Source organism: Kribbella sp. CA-245084 (genome assembly GCF_050942355.1).
Classification (GTDB): domain Bacteria; phylum Actinomycetota; class Actinomycetes; order Propionibacteriales; family Kribbellaceae; genus Kribbella.
On record NZ_CP192053.1, the window covers coordinates 7,073,586 to 7,092,255 of the forward strand.

General features: G+C 67.8%; 19 protein-coding genes. 7 read left to right on the forward strand and 12 right to left on the reverse strand.

What is annotated here, in order from left to right; genetic code table 11:
- Window positions 1–20: 20 nt before the first annotated feature.
- Window positions 21–1,619 carry an ABC transporter permease gene (locus ACQPYH_RS33520; RefSeq protein ID WP_432879648.1) on the reverse strand — a complete coding sequence of 533 codons (1,599 nt, stop codon included), beginning with the start codon at window positions 1,617–1,619 and terminating at the stop codon, window positions 21–23.
- Window positions 1,616–2,530 carry an ABC transporter ATP-binding protein gene (locus ACQPYH_RS33525; RefSeq protein WP_432879650.1) on the reverse strand — a complete coding sequence of 305 codons (915 nt, stop codon included), beginning with the start codon at window positions 2,528–2,530 and terminating at the stop codon, window positions 1,616–1,618. The genes ACQPYH_RS33520 and ACQPYH_RS33525 overlap by 4 nt, the downstream gene beginning before the upstream one ends.
- 80 nt (window positions 2,531–2,610) lie before the next feature.
- On the opposite strand from ACQPYH_RS33525, the gene ACQPYH_RS33530 reads away from it, so the two are divergent.
- Together ACQPYH_RS33530 and ACQPYH_RS33535 are read left to right on the forward strand one after the other, a co-directional pair.
- The gene (locus tag ACQPYH_RS33530; protein WP_432879652.1) at window positions 2,611–3,114 is read left to right on the forward strand and encodes a GbsR/MarR family transcriptional regulator; all 504 of its coding nucleotides are present in this window, start codon (window positions 2,611–2,613) and stop codon (window positions 3,112–3,114) included.
- Window positions 3,115–3,254: 140 nt separating this feature from the next.
- A complete protein-coding gene (locus ACQPYH_RS33535) occupies window positions 3,255–4,178 on the forward strand; it encodes a type IV toxin-antitoxin system AbiEi family antitoxin domain-containing protein (protein WP_432879655.1) in 924 nt (307 codons plus the stop codon).
- An 86-nt stretch (window positions 4,179–4,264) separates the two neighbouring features.
- Here the strand turns inward: ACQPYH_RS33535 and ACQPYH_RS33540 are convergent, their stop codons facing one another.
- Window positions 4,265–4,924, reverse strand: a complete 660-nt coding sequence (locus ACQPYH_RS33540) for an NBR1-Ig-like domain-containing protein (protein ID WP_432879658.1) — start codon at window positions 4,922–4,924, stop codon at window positions 4,265–4,267.
- A gap of 139 nt (window positions 4,925–5,063) precedes the next feature.
- On the opposite strand from ACQPYH_RS33540, the gene ACQPYH_RS33545 reads away from it, so the two are divergent.
- On the forward strand, window positions 5,064–5,747 hold the full coding sequence (locus tag ACQPYH_RS33545) for a CHAP domain-containing protein (protein WP_432879660.1): 684 nt from the start codon (window positions 5,064–5,066) through the stop codon (window positions 5,745–5,747).
- 30 nt (window positions 5,748–5,777) lie between these two features.
- Here the strand turns inward: ACQPYH_RS33545 and ACQPYH_RS33550 are convergent, their stop codons facing one another.
- Together ACQPYH_RS33550 and ACQPYH_RS33555 are read right to left on the reverse strand one after the other, a co-directional pair.
- Window positions 5,778–6,503 (reverse strand): alpha/beta fold hydrolase, encoded by a 726-nt coding sequence (locus tag ACQPYH_RS33550; RefSeq protein ID WP_432879663.1) that lies wholly within the window; start codon window positions 6,501–6,503, stop codon window positions 5,778–5,780.
- Window positions 6,504–6,531: 28 nt separating this feature from the next.
- Window positions 6,532–7,593 carry a LacI family DNA-binding transcriptional regulator gene (locus tag ACQPYH_RS33555; RefSeq protein ID WP_432879665.1) on the reverse strand — a complete coding sequence of 354 codons (1,062 nt, stop codon included), beginning with the start codon at window positions 7,591–7,593 and terminating at the stop codon, window positions 6,532–6,534.
- A 78-nt stretch (window positions 7,594–7,671) separates the two neighbouring features.
- Between ACQPYH_RS33555 and ACQPYH_RS33560 the strand changes: the two genes are divergently transcribed.
- The 3 genes from ACQPYH_RS33560 to ACQPYH_RS33570 are packed head-to-tail and all read left to right on the forward strand — an operon-like array spanning window position 7,672 to window position 10,832.
- A complete protein-coding gene (locus ACQPYH_RS33560; RefSeq protein ID WP_432879668.1) occupies window positions 7,672–8,628 on the forward strand; it encodes a carbohydrate ABC transporter permease in 957 nt (318 codons plus the stop codon).
- 7 nt (window positions 8,629–8,635) lie between these two features.
- Window positions 8,636–9,517 (forward strand): carbohydrate ABC transporter permease, encoded by an 882-nt coding sequence (locus ACQPYH_RS33565; RefSeq protein ID WP_432879670.1) that lies wholly within the window; start codon window positions 8,636–8,638, stop codon window positions 9,515–9,517.
- Between the two features lie 13 nt (window positions 9,518–9,530).
- Window positions 9,531–10,832 carry an extracellular solute-binding protein gene (locus ACQPYH_RS33570; RefSeq protein WP_432879672.1) on the forward strand — a complete coding sequence of 434 codons (1,302 nt, stop codon included), beginning with the start codon at window positions 9,531–9,533 and terminating at the stop codon, window positions 10,830–10,832.
- Window positions 10,833–11,187: 355 nt separating this feature from the next.
- Here ACQPYH_RS33570 and egtD read toward each other — a convergent pair whose 3' ends face one another.
- The 5 genes from egtD to ACQPYH_RS33595 form a co-directional block, all read right to left on the reverse strand.
- The gene (gene egtD, locus ACQPYH_RS33575) at window positions 11,188–12,153 is read right to left on the reverse strand and encodes an L-histidine N(alpha)-methyltransferase (protein ID WP_432879674.1); all 966 of its coding nucleotides are present in this window, start codon (window positions 12,151–12,153) and stop codon (window positions 11,188–11,190) included.
- On the reverse strand, window positions 12,150–12,911 hold the full coding sequence (egtC, locus tag ACQPYH_RS33580; RefSeq protein WP_432879677.1) for an ergothioneine biosynthesis protein EgtC: 762 nt from the start codon (window positions 12,909–12,911) through the stop codon (window positions 12,150–12,152). Before egtC ends, egtD begins: the two co-directional genes overlap by 4 nt.
- Window positions 12,911–14,263, reverse strand: coding sequence for an ergothioneine biosynthesis protein EgtB (gene egtB, locus ACQPYH_RS33585; protein WP_432879680.1), 1,353 nt, complete (start codon window positions 14,261–14,263; stop codon window positions 12,911–12,913). The genes egtC and egtB overlap by 1 nt, the downstream gene beginning before the upstream one ends.
- Window positions 14,260–15,486, reverse strand: coding sequence for a glutamate-cysteine ligase family protein (locus ACQPYH_RS33590; RefSeq protein ID WP_432879683.1), 1,227 nt, complete (start codon window positions 15,484–15,486; stop codon window positions 14,260–14,262). Before ACQPYH_RS33590 ends, egtB begins: the two co-directional genes overlap by 4 nt.
- A gap of 184 nt (window positions 15,487–15,670) precedes the next feature.
- Window positions 15,671–16,339, reverse strand: a complete 669-nt coding sequence (locus tag ACQPYH_RS33595; RefSeq protein WP_432879686.1) for a hypothetical protein — start codon at window positions 16,337–16,339, stop codon at window positions 15,671–15,673.
- A 118-nt stretch (window positions 16,340–16,457) separates the two neighbouring features.
- Here ACQPYH_RS33595 and ACQPYH_RS33600 point away from each other — a divergent pair, with 118 nt between their 5' ends.
- Window positions 16,458–17,099, forward strand: coding sequence for a hypothetical protein (locus ACQPYH_RS33600; RefSeq protein WP_432879687.1), 642 nt, complete (start codon window positions 16,458–16,460; stop codon window positions 17,097–17,099).
- On the opposite strand, the gene ACQPYH_RS33605 is transcribed toward ACQPYH_RS33600, so the two are convergent.
- A complete protein-coding gene (locus ACQPYH_RS33605; RefSeq protein ID WP_432879690.1) occupies window positions 17,096–18,022 on the reverse strand; it encodes an alpha/beta hydrolase in 927 nt (308 codons plus the stop codon). The two genes, ACQPYH_RS33600 and ACQPYH_RS33605, sit on opposite strands and share 4 nt — an antisense overlap.
- 41 nt (window positions 18,023–18,063) lie before the next feature.
- On the reverse strand, window positions 18,064–18,669 hold the full coding sequence (locus tag ACQPYH_RS33610; RefSeq protein WP_432879693.1) for a TetR/AcrR family transcriptional regulator: 606 nt from the start codon (window positions 18,667–18,669) through the stop codon (window positions 18,064–18,066).
- Window position 18,670 lies beyond the last annotated feature (1 nt).

Here is an 18,670-nt window from a genome sequence, read left to right on the forward strand (position 1 = left end):
CCTCAGACCAGCGCGGTCTATCAGCCGATGTCTCGGCGGCGGAAGGTGGCGAAGCCGGCCAGGGTCAGAGCGGCGGCGATCGCGGTCAGCCAGAGGACCGGGGTGACGGAGAAGTCGCCGCCGGGCAGGCGCGGGGTGTGGCCGTACGGGCTGAGGTTGATCATCCATTGCGGCAGGTTGAAGATCTCGCCGAACTGGCCGATCAGCAGGAACACGCCGTACAGGACCCAGCCGCCGGTGACGAGCTTCGGCGCGAAGCCGAACAGGATGACGACCAGCGCGGTCACCAGCCAGATCGCCGGCAGTTGTACGGCGGCCGCGCCGAGCATCCGCGGGACCTGACGACCCATGTTGCCGAGCGACGCCCCACTCGAGATCCCCGAGCCGAGTCCGGCGACCAGGATCAGTGCGCCGGTCCCCAGCAGTGCCATCAGCACGTGGCTACCGAGCCAGCGCGCCCGGGTGACGCCGGTCGCCAGCAGCGGCTCGGCGCGCAGCGCGGTCTCCTCGGAGCGGAGCCGGAGCGCTGCCTGGATGCCGAACGCCGACGCGAGCAAACCCATCACGCCCATCTCCGTCGCCAGGAACGCGTCGGTGATGCCCTCCACGCCGCCGAGCTTCTGCACCATCTCCTTGGCGCTATCGCTTGTGACGAACCCGTCGACGTTGCTGGCGATATTGCCGACCAGCAGGCCCAGCAGCAGGAACGCGAACCCCCAGGCGTAGAACGAGCCTCGGTGCAGCCGCCAGGCCAGTGCAAGCGGCGAGCGCAGCGACGCGGCTGCCCGCGGCGGACCGGGACGTGGTGGAACCAGTCCGGCGCCGAGGTCGCGCCGCCGAATCAGTGCGGTTGCAGCAGCGATCAGCACGACCAGGAACACCAGCGGGATCAGCAGTACGACGATCCGGTCACCGGCGTACGCACGGACCTGCTGCGACCATCCGATCGGCGACAGCCACGACACCCACTGGGTACTGCCATCCCCCGACGAGTCACCGATCGCCCGCAGTACGTACGCGACGCCGAGGACGACCGCAGTCAGTCCGTTGGCGGCCCGAGCGCTCTCGGTGACCTGCGCGGTCACTGCGCCCACACCGGCGAACGCCAGCCCGGCGCCGGCCCACATGAGCCCGAACGCGAACGAGCCCCTTGTGTCCAGCCCGCTCCCCATCAAAGCGAGTGCGGTGACCAGACCGAGCACGATGACAGTCACCGCGGAGACGATCAGCGCTGCGGTCAAAGCGGCGTACCGCCCGAGCACTCCGGCGCTCAGCAGCTCCAGCCGGCCGTTCTCCTCTTCGGACCGGGTGTGACGTACGACGAGCATGCCGGCGAGCAACCCGACCAGGAGCGCGCCAAAGGCCGTGAGCTTGAACAGCGAGACCTCCCCGAGCGAGGACTCGTCGAAGATCCGCCCGTACAGCGACACCAGCGCCGGCGACGCGTTCGACGTACGCGCGGCCTCGACCAGCGCGTTCTGGTCGGAGTACAGGTCGATCGACGCCTTGGCCGACCCGGCCGCCGAGATCACGAACACGACGATCCAGATCGGGATCAGCAGCCGGTCACGGCGCAGCGCGAGCCGCACCAGTGTCCCGGTACCGACGAAGTCGTTCATCGCACGGCCGCCTCAGACTCAGCCGGGGCGTCGTCCTCGTAGTGGCGCAGGAACAGCTCTTCCAAAGTCGGCGGCTGCGCGACCAGGCTCTTGATGCCGCTGGCGGACAACTGCCGCATCACTGCATCGAGCTGGGCGGTGTCGACCTCGCACCGGACACGGTTGCCCTCGACATCCAGATCGTGGACGCCGGGCAGTTGCGCGAGCCCGTTCGGCGATCCGGCCAGCTCGGCGTGGATCGACGTACGCGTGAGATGGCGGAGGTCGGACAGGGTGCCGGTCTCGACCACCTTGCCACGGCGGATGATGCTGATCCGGTCGCACAGAGCCTCGACCTCGGACAAGATGTGGCTGGACAGCAGCACGGTGCGGTCCTCGCGCTTGTCCTCCTCGATGACCTGCCGGAACACCTCCTCCATCAGCGGGTCCAGGCCGGAGGTCGGCTCGTCCAGGATCAGCAGCTCGACGTTCGACGCGAGGGCGGCGACCAGCGCAACCTTCTGCCGGTTGCCCTTCGAGTACGTCCGGCCCTTCTTGGTCGGGTCGAGGTCGAACCGGCGCAGCAGGTCGTCGCGCTTCTTCTCGTCCAGCCCGCCGCGGAGCCGGCCGAGCAGGTCGATCACCTCACCGCCGGTCAGATTCGGCCAGAGGTTGACGTCACCGGGGACATAGGCGAGCCGCCGGTGCAGCGTGGCGGCGTCGTGCCAGGGGTCGCCACCGAGCAGCGAGACATCGCCGGCGTCACCCCGCAACAGGCCGAGCAGGACGCGGATGGTGGTGGACTTCCCGGCGCCGTTCGGGCCGAGGAATCCGTGCACCTCGCCGGTCGCGACCTCCAGATCGAGACCATCGAGCGCGTGCGTACTTCCGTACGACTTGTGTAGTCCAGAGACCACGATGGCTGATGTCATGATTCATAACGTACACTGCGTTCAGAAGATTGTGAATCTTGCTAACAGCTTCCTGACAGCTCAGAGGGGATGATGGGGCGGTGAGTGCAGATCGAGACGACGACGCCGTCAAGCGGTACACCGAGCAGTTCGGCAACCTGCTCGCCGAGACAGGCTGGCCGCGAATGGCGGCCCGGGTCTTCGCCGCGATCCTGTCCAGCGTGTCCGGCCGGATGACCGCCGCCGAGCTGTCCGACCAACTGCAGGCCAGTCCCGCCGCGGTCTCCGGTGCGGTCAACTACCTGCTGCAGCTGCGCCTGGCCACCCGCGAACGCGAGCCCGGCACCCGCCGCGACGTGTACGTCGTTCAGGACGACGCCTGGTACCAGACGATGATGAGCGAGGACGCGTCGCTGCTGCGCTGGTCGGAGTCCCTCCGCAAGGTCCTCGACGCCTCCGGCGACGGCACCGACGCCCACCGCCGCATCCGCATCTCCCTGGGCTTCATCGACTTCATCAGCGAAGAAGTCAAAGGCCTCAGCGAACGCTGGATCAAACGCAAAGCCGACCTGGACGCAGAGATCGACGCCGAGCTCGCCACCTAATCGGAGCGGGGTTGACACAGGAACTGGGGCCCCGACACAGGTTATTTCCTGTGCCAGGGCCCCAGCTGTTGTGTCGACCAGTTATCCCCAGGTCGGGATTCGACGGCTGGCCGGAGGTGGTACGGCGGCACGTTGCCGGTATGAATCCGAAGTTGAGAATGCAGACCGATGTCCGAGGGGGATGGTTCAGCCGGGCCGACGCGTTGGCAGCCGGCTACGCAGACAGCCAGATCCGGGTGCGACTGCGTTCCGGTCAATGGCGACGGTTGACCCGGGACGCGTACGTCGAGCCCGCCGCCTGGCCCGTCGACGAGACCCCCTGGGAACGGAGCAGGCGTCTGCACCTGCTGATGATCAGGGCGGCGCTGGGACGGCTGTCTCCAGACGTGGTGGTGAGTCATCAGTCGGCCGCCGTGCTGCACGGGCTTCCGACCTGGGGGCTGGATCTGAGCAAGGTCCACGTGACCCGCATAGAGGGTCGACCTCGCTCGGACTCCTTGGCCGCCGTACACCGAACTCAGATCGGCATGGACGAGATCGTCGAGGTCGACGGGCTGCGGGTTGTCACGCCTGCTCGTGCGATTACCGAGACCGCCTGCGTCTCGTCGTACGAGGTTGGCGTCGTACTGGGGGACGCTGCGCTTCATCAGGGACTGGCGACTCCCGCACAGCTCGTGGCGCAGGCGGATCGGCATGCGTGCAGGCCGGGTTCGCCGGCGGCTCGTGCAGCGGCACGGTTCGCTGACGGGCTCAGCGAGTCGGTCGGTGAGTCGCGGTTGCGGGTGCTGATGGCCGACGAGCAGCTGCCGGCACCGACTCTCCAGGTGGAGATCCGCGATGACGACGGCAGACTCATCGGGCGGGTGGACTTCCTCCTGCTCGGCAAGGTGATTGTCGAGTTCGACGGCGCGGAGAAGTACGGCGACGCGCCTGCGGCCGTCGTACTCGCGGAGAAGCAGCGTGAGGATCGCCTGCGCGCCCGGGGCTACCGGGTTCTCCGGACGAGCTGGGGCGATCTCGACCGGCCTCGCATCACAGGTGCGCGACTTCGCGGCGCTTTGTGAGCAGCAGGTCGACCCACCCTGCGGTGGGTTGACACAAGCTATTACCTGTTCCGACCCACCATTTCCTGTGTCGACCCCCGCTGGGGTCAGAGCTCGTAGACGGTGAAGATTGTGCAGTAGATGGGTGGGGACTCGAGGCCGGGGTAGTACAGGCGGCCGGCCTCGTCGGTGATTTTGAAGTACGCCGTTGACGCGCCGACCTGCGCCGGGGCTTGGAGGTGCATCGTAACGATGACGGTCTCCCCCGGTGCGGCATCGGGGACTCGCGAGCGGGAGGGCGAGCGGAGCCAGCCTGGTGCGCCGGCGGCGCCTTGGCGGGTGAGCCAGCGGTCCTGCCACGGGCGCTCGCCGCTGTTGCGGATCTCCCAGGTCTTCTCGAAGGACTGATCGCGACAGACTCGTGTGCCGTCCGGGACCGTCTCCCCCGCCAGCTCGGCGCGGTCGTCGGGGTGATGGTCGATGGGTACGGATCCACCGAGCAGCACGGGTTGGACGTGCCGACGCATGTCCCGTTGGGAGACGTCGCGGCCGGCGCGTACGGCGGCGTCGAGCTCCATCAACTGGTTCACGAGGGACTGGCCGGCGCCGAACGAGACGTCGTACCACTCGGTGAGCTCGCGGCTGGGTTTGGTGTGGCCGCGCTCGACCCGGGACAGGTGCCCCTTGTCCCAGCCGGACTCCGCGGCGGCGCGACTCAAGGGCATACCGACCGCTTCCCGGAGCTCGCGCATCCGGGATCCGATCACAAAGCGAGCCTGTGCTGGCCTCACGGCGGACTCCCCGGTCCTGCTAACGGTCGTTGCCCACTGCGACAACACGGTAACCCTTTGATTCTCTGTAAATCAGTGTCACTTCGCCAGTCGCCCAGCGAAAAGGACCAACATCATGCGTACCGCCCTCCTGCGCATCACCCTCACCACCGTGCTGGCCACCACCGCCGCCCTCGGCACCGGCACGCTGACGGCCAACGCCGCCACCGGGACCGTGGTCACCGACAGCGGCCAAGGCGTCGCCATCCGATCCGGCAACGCGACCACCTTCGGCTCGGTCGGGACCCAGCCGAACGGACCGGTCGAGATCGACTGCCAGATCTACGGCGAGCCCGTCACCGGCAAGTACGGCCGCAGCCTGGTCTGGGACCACATCCCCGGCAAAGGCTTCATCACCGACTCCTACGTCAACACCGGCAGCACCGGGCTGATCGCCCCGCTCTGCACCAGCAACCCGCGCGCCGACGCCGCGATCGCCTGGTACGCCGCCCGCAGCGGCTCGACCGCCTACCAGGGGTACTGCGAGATGGCCGCCGAGAACTCGTACGGCAAGACCGCGATCTGGGCCTCCGCCAAGGCCGACTGGAACGACGCCGTGGCCCGCGGGGTCGCCCATCGCGGTGACCTGAACCCGCCGAAGGGCGCCCTGGTGTTCTGGGACCTCGCCGCGCCGTACGGCCACGTCGGAGTCGCCAAGGGAGACGGCACCTTCTGGGCCACCAGCGTCAGCGGCGCGATCGGCACCCGCGCACTGCCCTACTTCAACAGCTATCTCGGTTGGGCCTGGCCCAACTTCTGATCGCGAGCACCCGGACGCGCGTTCCGCCCCTCACGCGTCCGGGTGCTCGACCCTGTCCAGCCAGTCCGACACCAACGCGCGGTACGCCGCCAGTCCGGGCCCAGGCAGCAGGTGATCCTCCTGGTCCAGTACGGCGAACGTCGCGCGCGGATAGTCCTCGAGGATCGCCCACGCGTCGGCGTACCCGGCGGTGGTGTCCTGACGACCGGTCACGATCAGCGTCGGACGTTCGAAGCGGGCCGCGGGATCCTCACGCAGCGAATAGGTCGAGACCTCGCGCTGGATATGCCGCAGGAACGGCAGGTCCGCAGCGGCCTCTGCTGCGTCGTAGTACTCGTGCTGGCGTTGCCGAGCGGGTGCCCCGGGGGCGAGGTACTCGTCGGTCGGGACCGTACGCCGGGCGCGATCGACGACGATGCCCGGGGCCCTCAGCAACAATCCGAGAATGCGGGCCGGGTCGCGGCGCACGATGCCGCGGGCGTGCAGCCCGCCGGCCGACGTACCGGCCAACGCGAACGGCTCGCCGCCGGACAGGTCGTCGACCAGTGCGGCGATCGCGTCGAGCATCCCGTCCTGGTCGGTGATCGACGGAACCGCCGGCGACTTCCCGGTGCCGGGCGGGTCGACGTAGATCCGTCGCCAGCCCGCTCGGTCCGCGAAGACCGGCTCGTGGACGTCGCGACCTTCACCGGCATCGCCGCCCCAGCTGGGCAGGAAGAAGATCGGGCGGCCGGCACCGAAAGACTCGTAGTACACGTGCCGACCCTAGCGAGCGGTCCGCGGCTCATCGAGCCTTTCTCTTGGCAGCAGAATCCGGTGGGCGTTCGCCGGACCCGCGCTCGATCAGCCCGCACGGCAGCACGATCCGCTGCGGCGGACGGGTGTCGGCGCCGGACGCGCGATCGAGCAACAACCGCGCCGCGCTGCGACCGAGCTCGGCGATGTCCGAGGCAACGACCGTGACCGGCGTCGGCAGCATGTCGGCCAGCCGGAAGTCGTCGAACCCGACCACGGCCGGCTCGCTCTTGAGTTGGTTGCCGAGCTCGCCGAGCGCACGCAGTACACCCTCGGTGAGGAAGTTCGTCGAGGCGAAGATCGCGGTTGGCGGGTCCGGTCGCAGCATCACCTCGCGGGTCGCCTTCTCGGCAGCCTCCGCGTTGCCCTCGGGCAGCTGGATGACCAGCGACTCGTCGACGTCGATCCCAGCGGCCCGGTGCGCCCGCCGGAACCCGCGCAGACGGCGGCCGATCGTGTAGTACGACGGGGCGAGGAGGATCGCGATCCGCTCATGCCCTTGCGCCAGCAGGTGCTCGGTCGCGAGCCGCCCGCCGCCCTCGTTGTCGACCATCACGATGTCCGCGTCGATACCGGTCGCCGGGCGGTCGACAAACACCACCGGCACCCCGGCGCCTTCCAGAAACGCGTGATCGCCCTGGTCCGGCACGATCATCAGGCCCGCGACCTGCCTGCTGACGAGTTCTTGGATGGCCCGCTTCTCGCCCTCCGGATCCTCGTCGACACTTCCCAGTACGACGGCGAACCCGGACTGCCCCGCGATCTCCAGCGACGACTTCGCGATCGTCGCGTAGAACGGGTTGGTCAGGTCACCCAGCACCAGGGCCAGACTGGTCGACTTCTTCCCGGGCCGGAGCGCCCGCGCGACCTCGTTGCGCTGGAACCCGAGCTCGTCGATCGCGGCCCGGACCCGCTGCGCGGTCTCGTCCCTGACACCGTGGCCGCCGTTCACCACACGCGACACCGTGCCGAGCCCGACACCGGCCCGTCGGGCGACGTCGATCATCGTCGGCCGGGAGACTTCCGGCTTGGTTGGAAACGTTTCGGACACGGGGTTGACTTCCTTTTCGCGACACGGCATCGTCACCCCACAGTAAAACGTTGGAAACGTTACCGTCCAGGAGGTCGGATGAATCGTTCTTCTCTTGGGACTCCGGGCCGACGGCGATCCTCCCGGGCCGGCATGAGCCGCAACGCCGGGTCCGATGTGAAGGCGGCGTACCTGTTCATCGCACCGGCGATGATCGGGTTCCTCGTCTTCGTGGGGTACCCGCTGGTCCGGTCGTTCTACCTCGCGCTGACGAAGTACAACGGGCTGACCGATCCGATCTTCGTTGGCCTGGGCAACTTCCGCCGGATGTTCACGACCGACCCGGCGTTCTGGCCTGCGCTGCGGGCAACCGGGTACCTGGTGGTCCTGTATGTCCCGCTGTCGTTGGTCATCGGGCTGGCGCTGGCGATGTTCTGCAACCAGCGGTTCGCGGGCGTGCGGGTGGTCCGGACGCTGGCCTATCTGCCGGTCGTGCTGCCCGCGGTCGCGACGATCACGCTGTGGAAGTTCATGCTCGACCCGCAGGTCGGGCTGCTGAACACGCTCCTCGACCGGATCGGGCTGCCGACCGGCCTGTGGTTGCAGAGCCCGAACATGTCGATGCCCTCGGTCGTGCTGGTGATGCTGTGGGGCGTCGGCGGGACGATGATCATCTTCCTGGCCGCGCTCCAGTCGGTGCCGACCGAGCTGTACGAAGCGGCCCGGGTCGACGGCGCCGGGCCGTGGTCGGTGTTCTTCCGGATCACGATGCCGATGATCAGCCCGATCATCCTGCTGCAGGTGATCCTGCAGACCACCGCCGCACTGCAGACGTTCAACCAGCCGAAGATCCTGACCGGCGGTGGACCGGGGTTCAGCACCAACGTGCTGATGCTCTCGATCTACAACAACGGCTTCCCCACCCTGGGCCGGATCCCGCAGCTCGGGTACGCGTCCGCGCAGGTGTGGGTGCTGTTCATCATCATCATCGCCGTGATCGCCCTGACCGCGAAGTTCTCCTCACTCTGGACGTACAGTGACAGCACTTCAGACTGAAGCCTCCGTGACGGAGGCGACCGAGACCGCGCCCCCGGCGAAGAAGAAGCCCCGCGTGCTCGGTACGACGTCGTGGTACGTCGTCGCGCTCTTCATCTGCGCCGTGATGGTGGTCCCGCTGCTGTGGATGATCACGATCGGCCTGAAGAGCCGGACCGCCGTGTTCGACATCCCGCCGAAGCTGCTGCCGCACGAGTTCCACTGGAGCAACTTCATCAACGGACCGCAGGTGATCCACTTCCCGCGGCTGTTCCTGAACTCGATGATCATCACCTCGCTCAGCGTGCTCGGCGGCGTGATGACCGCGATGATGGCCGGCTACGCGCTGGCCCGGTTGCGGTTCCCCGGCCGCAAGTTGTGGTTCTACCTGTTCGTCGGCAGCATGTTGCTGCCGGGTGTGGTCGGGCTGATCCCGTTGTTCCAGCTGTACAAGAGCATCGGCTGGTACGACACCTGGCTGCCGCTGATCGTGCCGGCGTTCCTGGGCGGGAATCCGCTGTTCATCTTCCTGGCCCGGCAGTACTTCCTCGCGATCCCCTATTCCATCGATGAAGCGGCCAAGATCGACGGCGCCGGACACCTGCGGATCTTCGTCAGCGTGATGCTGCCGTTGACCCGGCCGGCCTGGCTGACGATGGCCATCCTCGCGTTCCAGGCGTCCTGGAACGACTTCCTGAACCCGCTGGTCTACCTGTACTCGTCCGGCAAGTGGCCGTTGTCGGTGGGGATGGCGTCGTTCATCTCCCCGTTCGCCGGGAAGACGCCGGACTGGAGCTACTACATGGCCACCAACCTGCTGTACATGCTGCCGCCGCTGATCATCTTCTTCGCCGCGCAGCGCTACTTCATCCAGGGCCTCGGCGCTCTCGGCAGCACGAACCAGAAATAAGAAGGAGAACCTTGTGAAGACGACATTGGGCGTCACCGCGCTCGCCTGTGCCGGGTTGCTGGCGGCAACGGCCTGCAGCGGGTCGGACTCCGGCGGCGGCTCGAGCAACGGCCCGGTCACCGTCACCGTGATGACGTGGGAGTCGGCCGAGACCAACGCCGCGATCAAGAAGTCGCTCGCGGACTTCAAGGACGACAACATCACCGTCCAGCTGCTCGACACCCCGGCCGGCAACTTCGGCGACAAGCTCGCCTCGCTGACCCAGGCGAAGAAACTGCCGGACCTGTTCTGGTGCGGTAACGACACCGAGCAGCAGTACACGTCGCAGGGCCTGCTGGTCGACTGGGCCGACAAGGTCAAGAACGGCGACGGTGACTTCAAGGCGGACAACTTCGTGTCGTCCGCGATGGACAACTGGAAGACGGCGGACGGTCAGATGGGCGGCTTGCCGTCGCTGATGAACACGTACGGCGTCTGGTACAACGCCGACGCGTTCACCGCGGCCGGTCTGGCGCTGCCGAAGGCTGGCTGGACGTGGGACGAGATGTACGCCGACGCCGCCAAACTGGCGAACAAGAACGGCGCGAAGTACGGCCTGGTCGCCGACCAGCTGACCTCCGCCGACGGTCCCTTCACGATGAGCATGTACTCCGTGTCCGCCGGCGGCGCGCCGTTCACCGACAACGTGAACCACCCGACCAAGGCCGAGGCCGACGACAAGTACACGGAAGGCGTCGAGAAGCTGACCGCCGCGATCAAGAACGGATCGGTCGCGCCGCCCGGGTACGACGCGTCGAACGTGCAGTCGCTGTTCTCGGCCGGCAAGGTGCCGATGACGTTCGGCGGGCAGTGGCTGGCGGCCGGGTTCCAGACCGACAAGCCGAAGGTCAAGTACGGGTTCGCGCCGTTCCCGCAGGTGCAGACGGCGACCACGCTGTACGACTCGGTCGGCATCTGCACGCCGCAGTACACGAAGGACCAGGACGCGACGTACAAGGTGCTCGAGTACATCAACACCAAGGTGTGGGATGCCGTACTGCCGGCCTCCCCGGTGGCGCCGCCGGCGTACAAGCCGGCCCAGACGAGCTACTTCGACGCGCTCACCAAGGCCCAGCAGCCCACCGTCGCCGACACGGTCAAGGCCGACCTCGGCGCCGAGAAGACGGTCGGCGTCCGCTTCACCACCCAGTGGGCACAGCAGGTCGGTGACCTGACCACGGCCAACTACCAGCCCATCCTGAGCGGTAAGAAGCCGATCACCGACCTACCTGCCTACATCGACAAGATCAACGGATTGATCAAGCAGGGCGGCTAGAGGATCAAGGAAGGCAAGGCAGGTCTTTCAAAGACAAGATTGAAGAAAAGACCAAAGAAGGAAGAGATTCAGGATAGTGGCCGGCTTCGGCGGCCGACCGGAAGTTTCTGCGCATCGACCCACCGCATGTGAAGGATCACATCGGTGGGTCGGTGATGCGGTCCTTCCGCAAAGCGCGCCGGACCCGAAAGCCGGGTTGAGCCGAGCCAGTGGTCCTGAAGGCCTTCGAGAGCGTCACGGACCGCCAGACTCAGCCAGGCACCCAACTCCCACTCTATCTTTTGCTTTTCCTTTCTTTCCTTGTCTTTTTCTTGTTCCTTCTCATTTCAGCGCTTCTGAATAGCCTTCCATTTCGTCACACTGCTTGCCAGAGCGAGAGAGCGAAGCGGGCTTCGTTGTCGGTCCACCATGCGGCCGGCGTGAAGCCCGCTTTGTCGAGTTCTGCCTCGACGCCGGAGCGGTGGAACTTGGCGGAGATCTCCGTGCTGAGCTCCTCGCCCTCGTCGAAGGTCACTTCCAGATGGATCTCCGGGATCAGCACCTGCATCGCCCGGGTGGCGCGCAGGTGCATCTCGATCCACTCGTTGTCGGCGTCCCAGATCGCCACATGCTCGAACGCGTCGACGTCGAAGTCCGCGCCGAGCTGCCGGTTGATGACCCGCAGTACGTTCTTGTTGAACTCCGCGGTGACGCCGGCCGAGTCGTCGTACGCCGCGACCAGGGTGGCCGGATCCTTGACCAGATCGGTGCCGAGGAGCAGCCATTCGCCGGCCTCGAGGACGTCGCGGATCGAGGTGTAGAACGCCTCGCGCTCGGCCGGGATCAGGTTGCCGATCGTGCCGCCGAGGAAGGCGACGATCCGCGGCGGCTCGCCGGGCAACTTGTCCAGGTGCGCGGTGAAGTCGCCGACAACACCGCGTACGTCGAGCGTCGGGTAGTCGACGTTGATGGCGTCGGAGGCCTCTCGGAGCGCGGACTCGGACACGTCGAGCGGCACGAAGCTCGTCAGCGTGCCGCGGTCGCGCAGCCCGTCGAGCAGCAGCCGGGTCTTCTCCGACGATCCGGATCCGAGCTCGACCAGCGTGTGCGCCTTGGTGATCGCCGCGATCTCTGCGGCCCGGGCGCGCAGGATCTCCCGCTCGGCCCGGGTCGGGTAGTACTCCGGCAGGCGGGTGATCTCCTCGAACAGCTCACTCCCCCGCGCGTCGTAGAACCACTTCGGCGGCAACCACTTCGGCGTCGCCGACAACCCGGCCCGAACGTCCTCCCGCAGCGCACGGGCCACGTAGTCCGGCGTCAGATGTACGTCGATGAGGGTCACTCTTGTCCTTCCATCGGGGTGATGTGCAAGGTCGTGGCGGTAGCCACAAGCAATGAGCGATCAGGCACTTCGGTCCACTGGTGGGGACCGAACGGTTCGGAGCTGACGGTCACCGAATCGGCCGTCTGGTGGACGTGCAGGGAGTGGGTCCACGTCGTTGCGATGAGCTGCTCGCCGTCGGTGAGCAGAACATTCAGCCGGGCGCCGGGTGCGGCCGCTTCGACTTCTTGTACGACGGTTGCCACGGCGTCGGCCGGCGGGACGCCTTCGGTGAGGCGGTTGGTGATGAGGGCCCAGAGCAACGCCGAGTCGACCGAGGCGTCGAGCTGGAGCAGGTCGGCGACGGGGAGTCGCTCGGCCAGCTTCAGGGTCGAGTCCGGCCAGCCGGGAATCCGTCCGTTGTGGCTGAACAGCCAGTCGCCGAGCATGAACGGCGCGACCGCCGCCTGCCCGTACGGCATGTTGACGGTGCCGTTCCGGATGGCGGCGATGACGGCGCCGGAGCGGATCGAGCCGGCCAGACCGGGGAGGTTCTCGTCGGTCCAGATCGGCACGTTCCGCCGATAGCGGACCGGGCCGCCGGACACAGCGACATCACCTTCGGGGTACCAGCCCAGGCCGAAGCCGTCGGCGTTGACCGAGCCGCCGCCGCGCATGTCGGCGGGGGCCCAGCTTTGTTCGTAGATCGAATGGTCGGGCTCGAGGACGAGCGACGCCAGGGTGACCGGCGGGCCGAGGTAGGCGAGATGGCGGCACATCAGTCGTGCAGCTCCTCGGTGTGCAATTCATCAGGGCGCGGGTCGCGGGCGCAGCGGAAGCCGGCGAAGATCTGCCGCCGGATCGGGTAGTCCCAGTTCCGGAAGGTGCTGCGGGCAACGACCTCGTCGGTGCCGAACGAGCCGCCGCGAAGCACCTTGTAGTCGGGACCGAAGAAGACCAGCGAATACTCGTCGTACGGCCAGGCGCGGAAGCCGGGGTAGCCGTGGAAGTCGCTCGACGTCCACTCCCAGATGTCCCCGATCAGCTGCTCGACACCCAGCGGCGAAGCGCCCGCCGGATACGCCCCGACCGGGGCCGGCCTGAGGTGGCGTTGGCCGAGGTTGGCATGCTGCGGGCCCGGTGACTCGTCGCCCCACGGGAACCGCCGCGTCCGGCCGCTGGCCGGGTCGAACCGCGCCGCGAACTCCCACTCCTCCTCGGTCGGCAGCCTCTTGCCGGCCCACTTCGCGTAGGCCGCGGCCTCGTAGAAGCTGACGTGCATGACCGGCTCGTCCAGCGGCAGCCGCTCCTGGTGCCCGAACCTGAGGCGCGACCACTCCCCGCTGTCGTGAGACCAGAACCGCGGCGCGACCAGCGAAGCCTTCTGCACATGCGCCCAGCCGGCATCGGACCACCATTGCGGATCCTGATACCCACCGGCGAGCACGAAGTTCAGGTAGTCCCCGTTCGTCACCGGGACCGTGTCGATCACGTACGGCGCGACATGCACCGCATGGGCCGGTCGCTCGTTGTCCAGCGCCCACGGCTCGATCGACGTACCCATCTCGAACACACCGCCCGGGACGAACACCTCCTTGCGGGGCAGCTCACGTCCCGGAGGCGGCGGCGGTGCGTCGAGCACAGGTGCACCGGCCCGGAGCTGATGCGTCGCCAGCATGGTCTCGTCGTGCTGCTGCTCGTGCTGCGTGATCATGCCGAACGCGAACGCGTTGTCGACCAGCTCACGACCGGCGTCGAACTTCACGTGGTCCAGCACGTCCATGACTTTGTCGCGTACTTCGGTCACATACGCACGGGTCTCGGACGGGCCGAGCAGCGGCAGCGAGGGCCGCTCCGCGCGCGGGTGCTCGAACGCGTCGTACAGCTCGTCGATGTCCTGGCGCAGCGGCTCGCGGCCGCCGACATCGCGGACCAGCCAGAGCTCCTCCTGGTTGCCGATGTGCGCGTAGTCCCAGACCAGCGGTGACATCAGCTTGGAATGCTGGCGGACCAGGTCGTCGGTGTCGACCGCGTCGGTCAGCTGCACGGTCCGCGACCGGGACCGCTCCAACTGCTCGCCGACGAAGGTCCGCAGGCCTTCCGGTGACAGATCTGATAGTTGGTGATTCACGAAGCTCGCCTTCCGTGGGTGTCGTCGACGATGCGCTGCAGCCGGGTTGCGACGGCAGCGATGAGTTCGGGATCCGCACCGGTCCGGTCCAGCACCTCGGTGCCCAGGTCGACCACGTCTCGCGCGGCCTGCAGGACCAACTTGTCCTCCAGCCCTTCACGGGCCGCCGGGAACCAGCGGCCTGCCGCGGGCTCGGCCGCGGCCAGCACCTGGTCCATCGGTGCGGACATGAGTGCGGTGAGCAGCAGAGTCGGGGCGATCCACCCGTCCCCCGGCTGCGCGTCGAGGTAGCGCACCTCGAGGTACCCACGCGGTCGCACGGGCGGGAACAGCGTGGACAGGTGATAGTCCAGGTCGTCGTACGTCGGTCCGTCGCCGGGCACGTCCGCCAGTCCGTCGGCCCAGGCGCCGAAGGTCAGACCGGTCGGTGCATCCCAGGTGTCGCCGCGCCGTAGGCACAGCACCGGCGCCTCCATCGCCATCCGCGCCCACGCCGCAGCCGGGTCGCCGTCCAGCGGCGGTGGCTCGGTGAACGGGGCACAGGTCCCGAAGGTCGCCTCGGTCCGGGCAGAGGCCCACCCGGTGTCCGAACCGGCGCGACGGCGGGAGTTGGCGAAGAGGCCGACTAGCGCGGGACCCAGATCGTGCAGCGCGCGCCAGCGCAGTGCGGTCTCGTCCTGTTCGCCGGCGTCGAGGCAGATCTGCAGGCCCGCCGTACTGCACATCATCCGCGGGCCGTGCGGTCCGAGCCGCTGGAATGCGTGTTCCATCGCCGCGTAGCGCGGGACGGTGAGGATGCGGCGAGGTGTGCGGAACGGGTCCAGGCCGTAGGCGCCGGGAATCAGGTCCGCGTCGAGGAGGAGCGCCGTGAGCTCGGCGGCGTCGGCGGCGGTGTCGTCGATCAACCGGGGAATCGATTCCGCCGCGGGCACTGAGATTTCGACCTGGCCACCGGGCTCGACGGTGACCAGAGCGCCCCGGCTCAGCGGCAGTTGCGGACTGCCTCTCACCAGGGTCGCGGGGGCATGCAGCCCCAGGGCTTTGCTCAACCGGCCGGCGTCGAGGGGCCGGTGCGGATCATCCGCGTGATGCACTGTCCACTCGAGCTCGACGCCGTACAGCCGAGGTGGACCGTGCTTGAAACAGACCATCGCGACGTACCCCTCCGCTTCGGCCCGGGAGCCGATCGGAGTCGTCGCCGGAGAACCACCGGACGAGGTCACGTCAGCGAACCTAGCTCCGGACCCAAAACTGGACAACCGACCAGGAATTACCCGTCGGTGACATCTGCACTACCTGTCGATTCATGCCCAGCATGCTTCCCGCCCCCACCGACACTTTCCGGCCACATCAGGACACCCAATTCCGCCCTGAGCGAAATCAGCGAAAACCCGGTTCGACGCCTGATCAGCTCACGGTGAAGTTCGCGGTGCCGGTGCCCTTCGCGCCGCCGTCCGTGACTACCGAGGCGGTCAGGTGGTACGTCCCCGGGTCGAGGGACTTGACGAAGTTGAACATCGTGAACCCGTTCCCCTCGCACGCCGTACCGCGGAAGGTCTGGATCACGCTCTGCCCCCGCTTGAGGCTCCACGTCGGGTAGCAGCCGTGGTTCAGTTGGCGCCCCGTCGCGTCGAACACGTCGGCGGTAGCACCCGGAGCCGACCCTTCGCGCCACTCGGACGGACCGATCTTGCCGCCCGTTCCGAGCTCGACGGTGACCGTCAGCGGACCCGCCGCGCCGGCGCCGACCGGAACCGAGCCGGTGTTGGCCGGCGGCGTGGCGGTCGCAGCCGCCGGATCGACGCTCGGGGTTGTCGTCACGGTCTCGGTGACGGTGCTCAGCGCTGTCGTCGTCACCATCTGGGTCGACAGGACCGTGGTGGGCGGCGGCGCGGGATTGATGGCGGACGGCAGGACATCCTTCTGGCCGAGGACGATGGCCAGGATGCCGCCGATCAGCGTGAAGACGGCCGGGATGGCGGCAATCAGCGCCGGATGCCGATGCCAGGCGTACTGCTTCTTCTGGTCCTGCTCCTCCGGGCCGTCGGCAGGCGTGCCGGTCTTGCTCTGGTGCACAGTGGTTCCCCCCACGTGACATGTCCGATGGCCCCCCCGGCCACGGTGTGATGCTCAACGATGGACCAAAAGTGAGCGCGCGTCCACTGCGGAGAGTGACGGCATCTAGGGTTCGGGGGTGACTGTTCTGACGCGGTGGCACGTGGGTCCGTGGACGACGCGTGGGACTCGACCTGGGGAGCCGTTTGAGCCTGGGGTCAAGCGGACGCCGGATGAGTTGAACTTCGATGTGGTGGGGCTGGCTCGGATTCTTGGGCGGCGGTTGTCGGGGCGGGATGAGTTGCAGGTTCGGCTTTGGCAGAACGAACTCCGTCCGACACACACGCGGCTGGTCGGAGTACACGCGCTGGCCGACCCGTCTAACGCTCAGTTGCTCCGCGATACCGCCGAAGAAGCGCTCGCGTGGCTGGGTGAGCGGGCGCCGGCTGGCTACCAGTTCGTGCTGACTGACGCGGTGGAGTTGCGGCCGGTGCTCGACGTTGACGCCGAGGTGGTGGCGGTTGATGCGGTTGTTGAGCTTGCCGGGGTGGATCTTCCGGCTGCACGGCTCGCGACTGCTCACGTACGCCGTGCTGCGTCGGGTGACTGGTACGCCGGGGACGCCGTGTGCAACTGGTCCGGTCCACACGAGTCGTCCGACGCGGCAGTCGCCGTCGTACGAGCTGCCCGCGCCGAGCTGATCGACCAACTGCGGGCAGCCGGTCGCGATGACATAGCTCGCACCTCGAGCCGCTGGGCGGACGTTCCGGTCGAGGACTAACCAGCGGTTTGCGGTGACTTTTCGGCGCCGGGCGACTGTTTTGTTCCGCAAAGGTGGCGGGTGAGGAAGGCGAGCTCGGCTTCCACTGCTTGCTCGTGGGCGTCGAGGAACGGGGCGTAGTGGCCGCCGGGGACCTGGAGAAGGTCTGCGTTCGGGGTGCGCTTGGCTGCGGCTATGGCGGGGGCTGCCAGGGCGGACTGGTCGTCTTCGCAGACGACGTACAGGAGCGGGCAGCGGACGTTCGGGGCGTACTTGGTGGGGCGGTAGAGGGTGGCTGGGAACACGGAGCGGGCGGCGAGAGTCTGTTCCCAGTCGCGGTAGCGGTTGTCGGGGTCCAGGGCCTCGTCGGTCTGCTGGGCGTCGGGGGTGTTGAGGAGGGCGACTGTGCCGGGTGGGCCGGCCAGCGCTACCAGTCGGGGTTTGCGGCCGAACAGGCCGCCTAGGTTGTCGAGGATGGCTCGGCCCACGAGGCGGAGGGCGGCGCCGGTGGTTTGGTAGCGGGAAGCGTTCCGGGTGACGGTGGGGCCGTCAACGTTCGGTGACTGGGCGATGGCGGCGGAGATGCCGAGGTCTTCCGAGGCGAGCTGAAGGATGTAGCCGCCGGGGAGTGAGAACGCCCAGATGGCTACCCGCTCGACGCCGGGAAGCGCGGCGGCGTAGGCGATCGCGGCCCGCCAGTCGTCGAGTTGGTCGGGGATCCGGGCGACCTGGCGCGGTTCGCCGGCACTCTCGCCGAAGTTCCGGTGGTCGAACGCCAGCACGCTGAACCCAGCTGCGTTGAACCGCTCCGCGAAGCGGTCCGTCCCCGGCTCCTTCGTCACTGCGAAGCCGCCGGTCATCACCACGCACCCACCGTTGGTTCCCGGGTAGTGCCAGGCCGCGCACGCGACCCCACCGCTGATGAAGCTCACTTTCTCGCGCATGAGAAAAGTGAACCACGTGGTTCGCAAACTGTCCAGGAGACTCAGGGGGTCTGTTCTTCACGCTCCAAAGCGCGGGTCAGGGCCGCCAGTCCGGCGTCGATCCCCGCCGCGTCGCCGCTCGTCCGCCACTCGATCAGGAAGCCGCGGAGGGTGGCGAGGATCAACTCGGCAACCTCCTGGCGGCGCTGCTCGGACCAGGACTGCGGGCACAGCGACCGGAGCGTCGGCAGGTACTGGCGCGAGGCGGTGCGCGCGAGATCGGCGTACCGCGGGGCGTCGTACATCGCGAGGCCGATCGCCTGGTCGAGGACCCACGATTCCTCGCCGATGAGCGTCGGCCACATGGAGCGCACGCGGTCCGCGAGCGAGCGGTCGGCGGGGGCTTCCGTTGCGGCGGCGAGTGCGCGGGTGATGCGTCGTTCGCGGAGCTGTAAGACCGCTTGGGTGAGCAGGTCTTCGGTGCCGTCGAAGTGATACAGGAGCACCTTGTGCGTCGTACCCGCCGCCCGCGCCGCGCGCCGGAGCGAGAAGTCGACCAGGCCGTTCGTCCCGAGTTCGTCCGCGACCTTGTCCAGCAGTTCGCGGCGCCGCGCTTCACCGCGCGGCGACTTCACCGATCGCCGATACCCCGTACGTTCCTCAGTCACC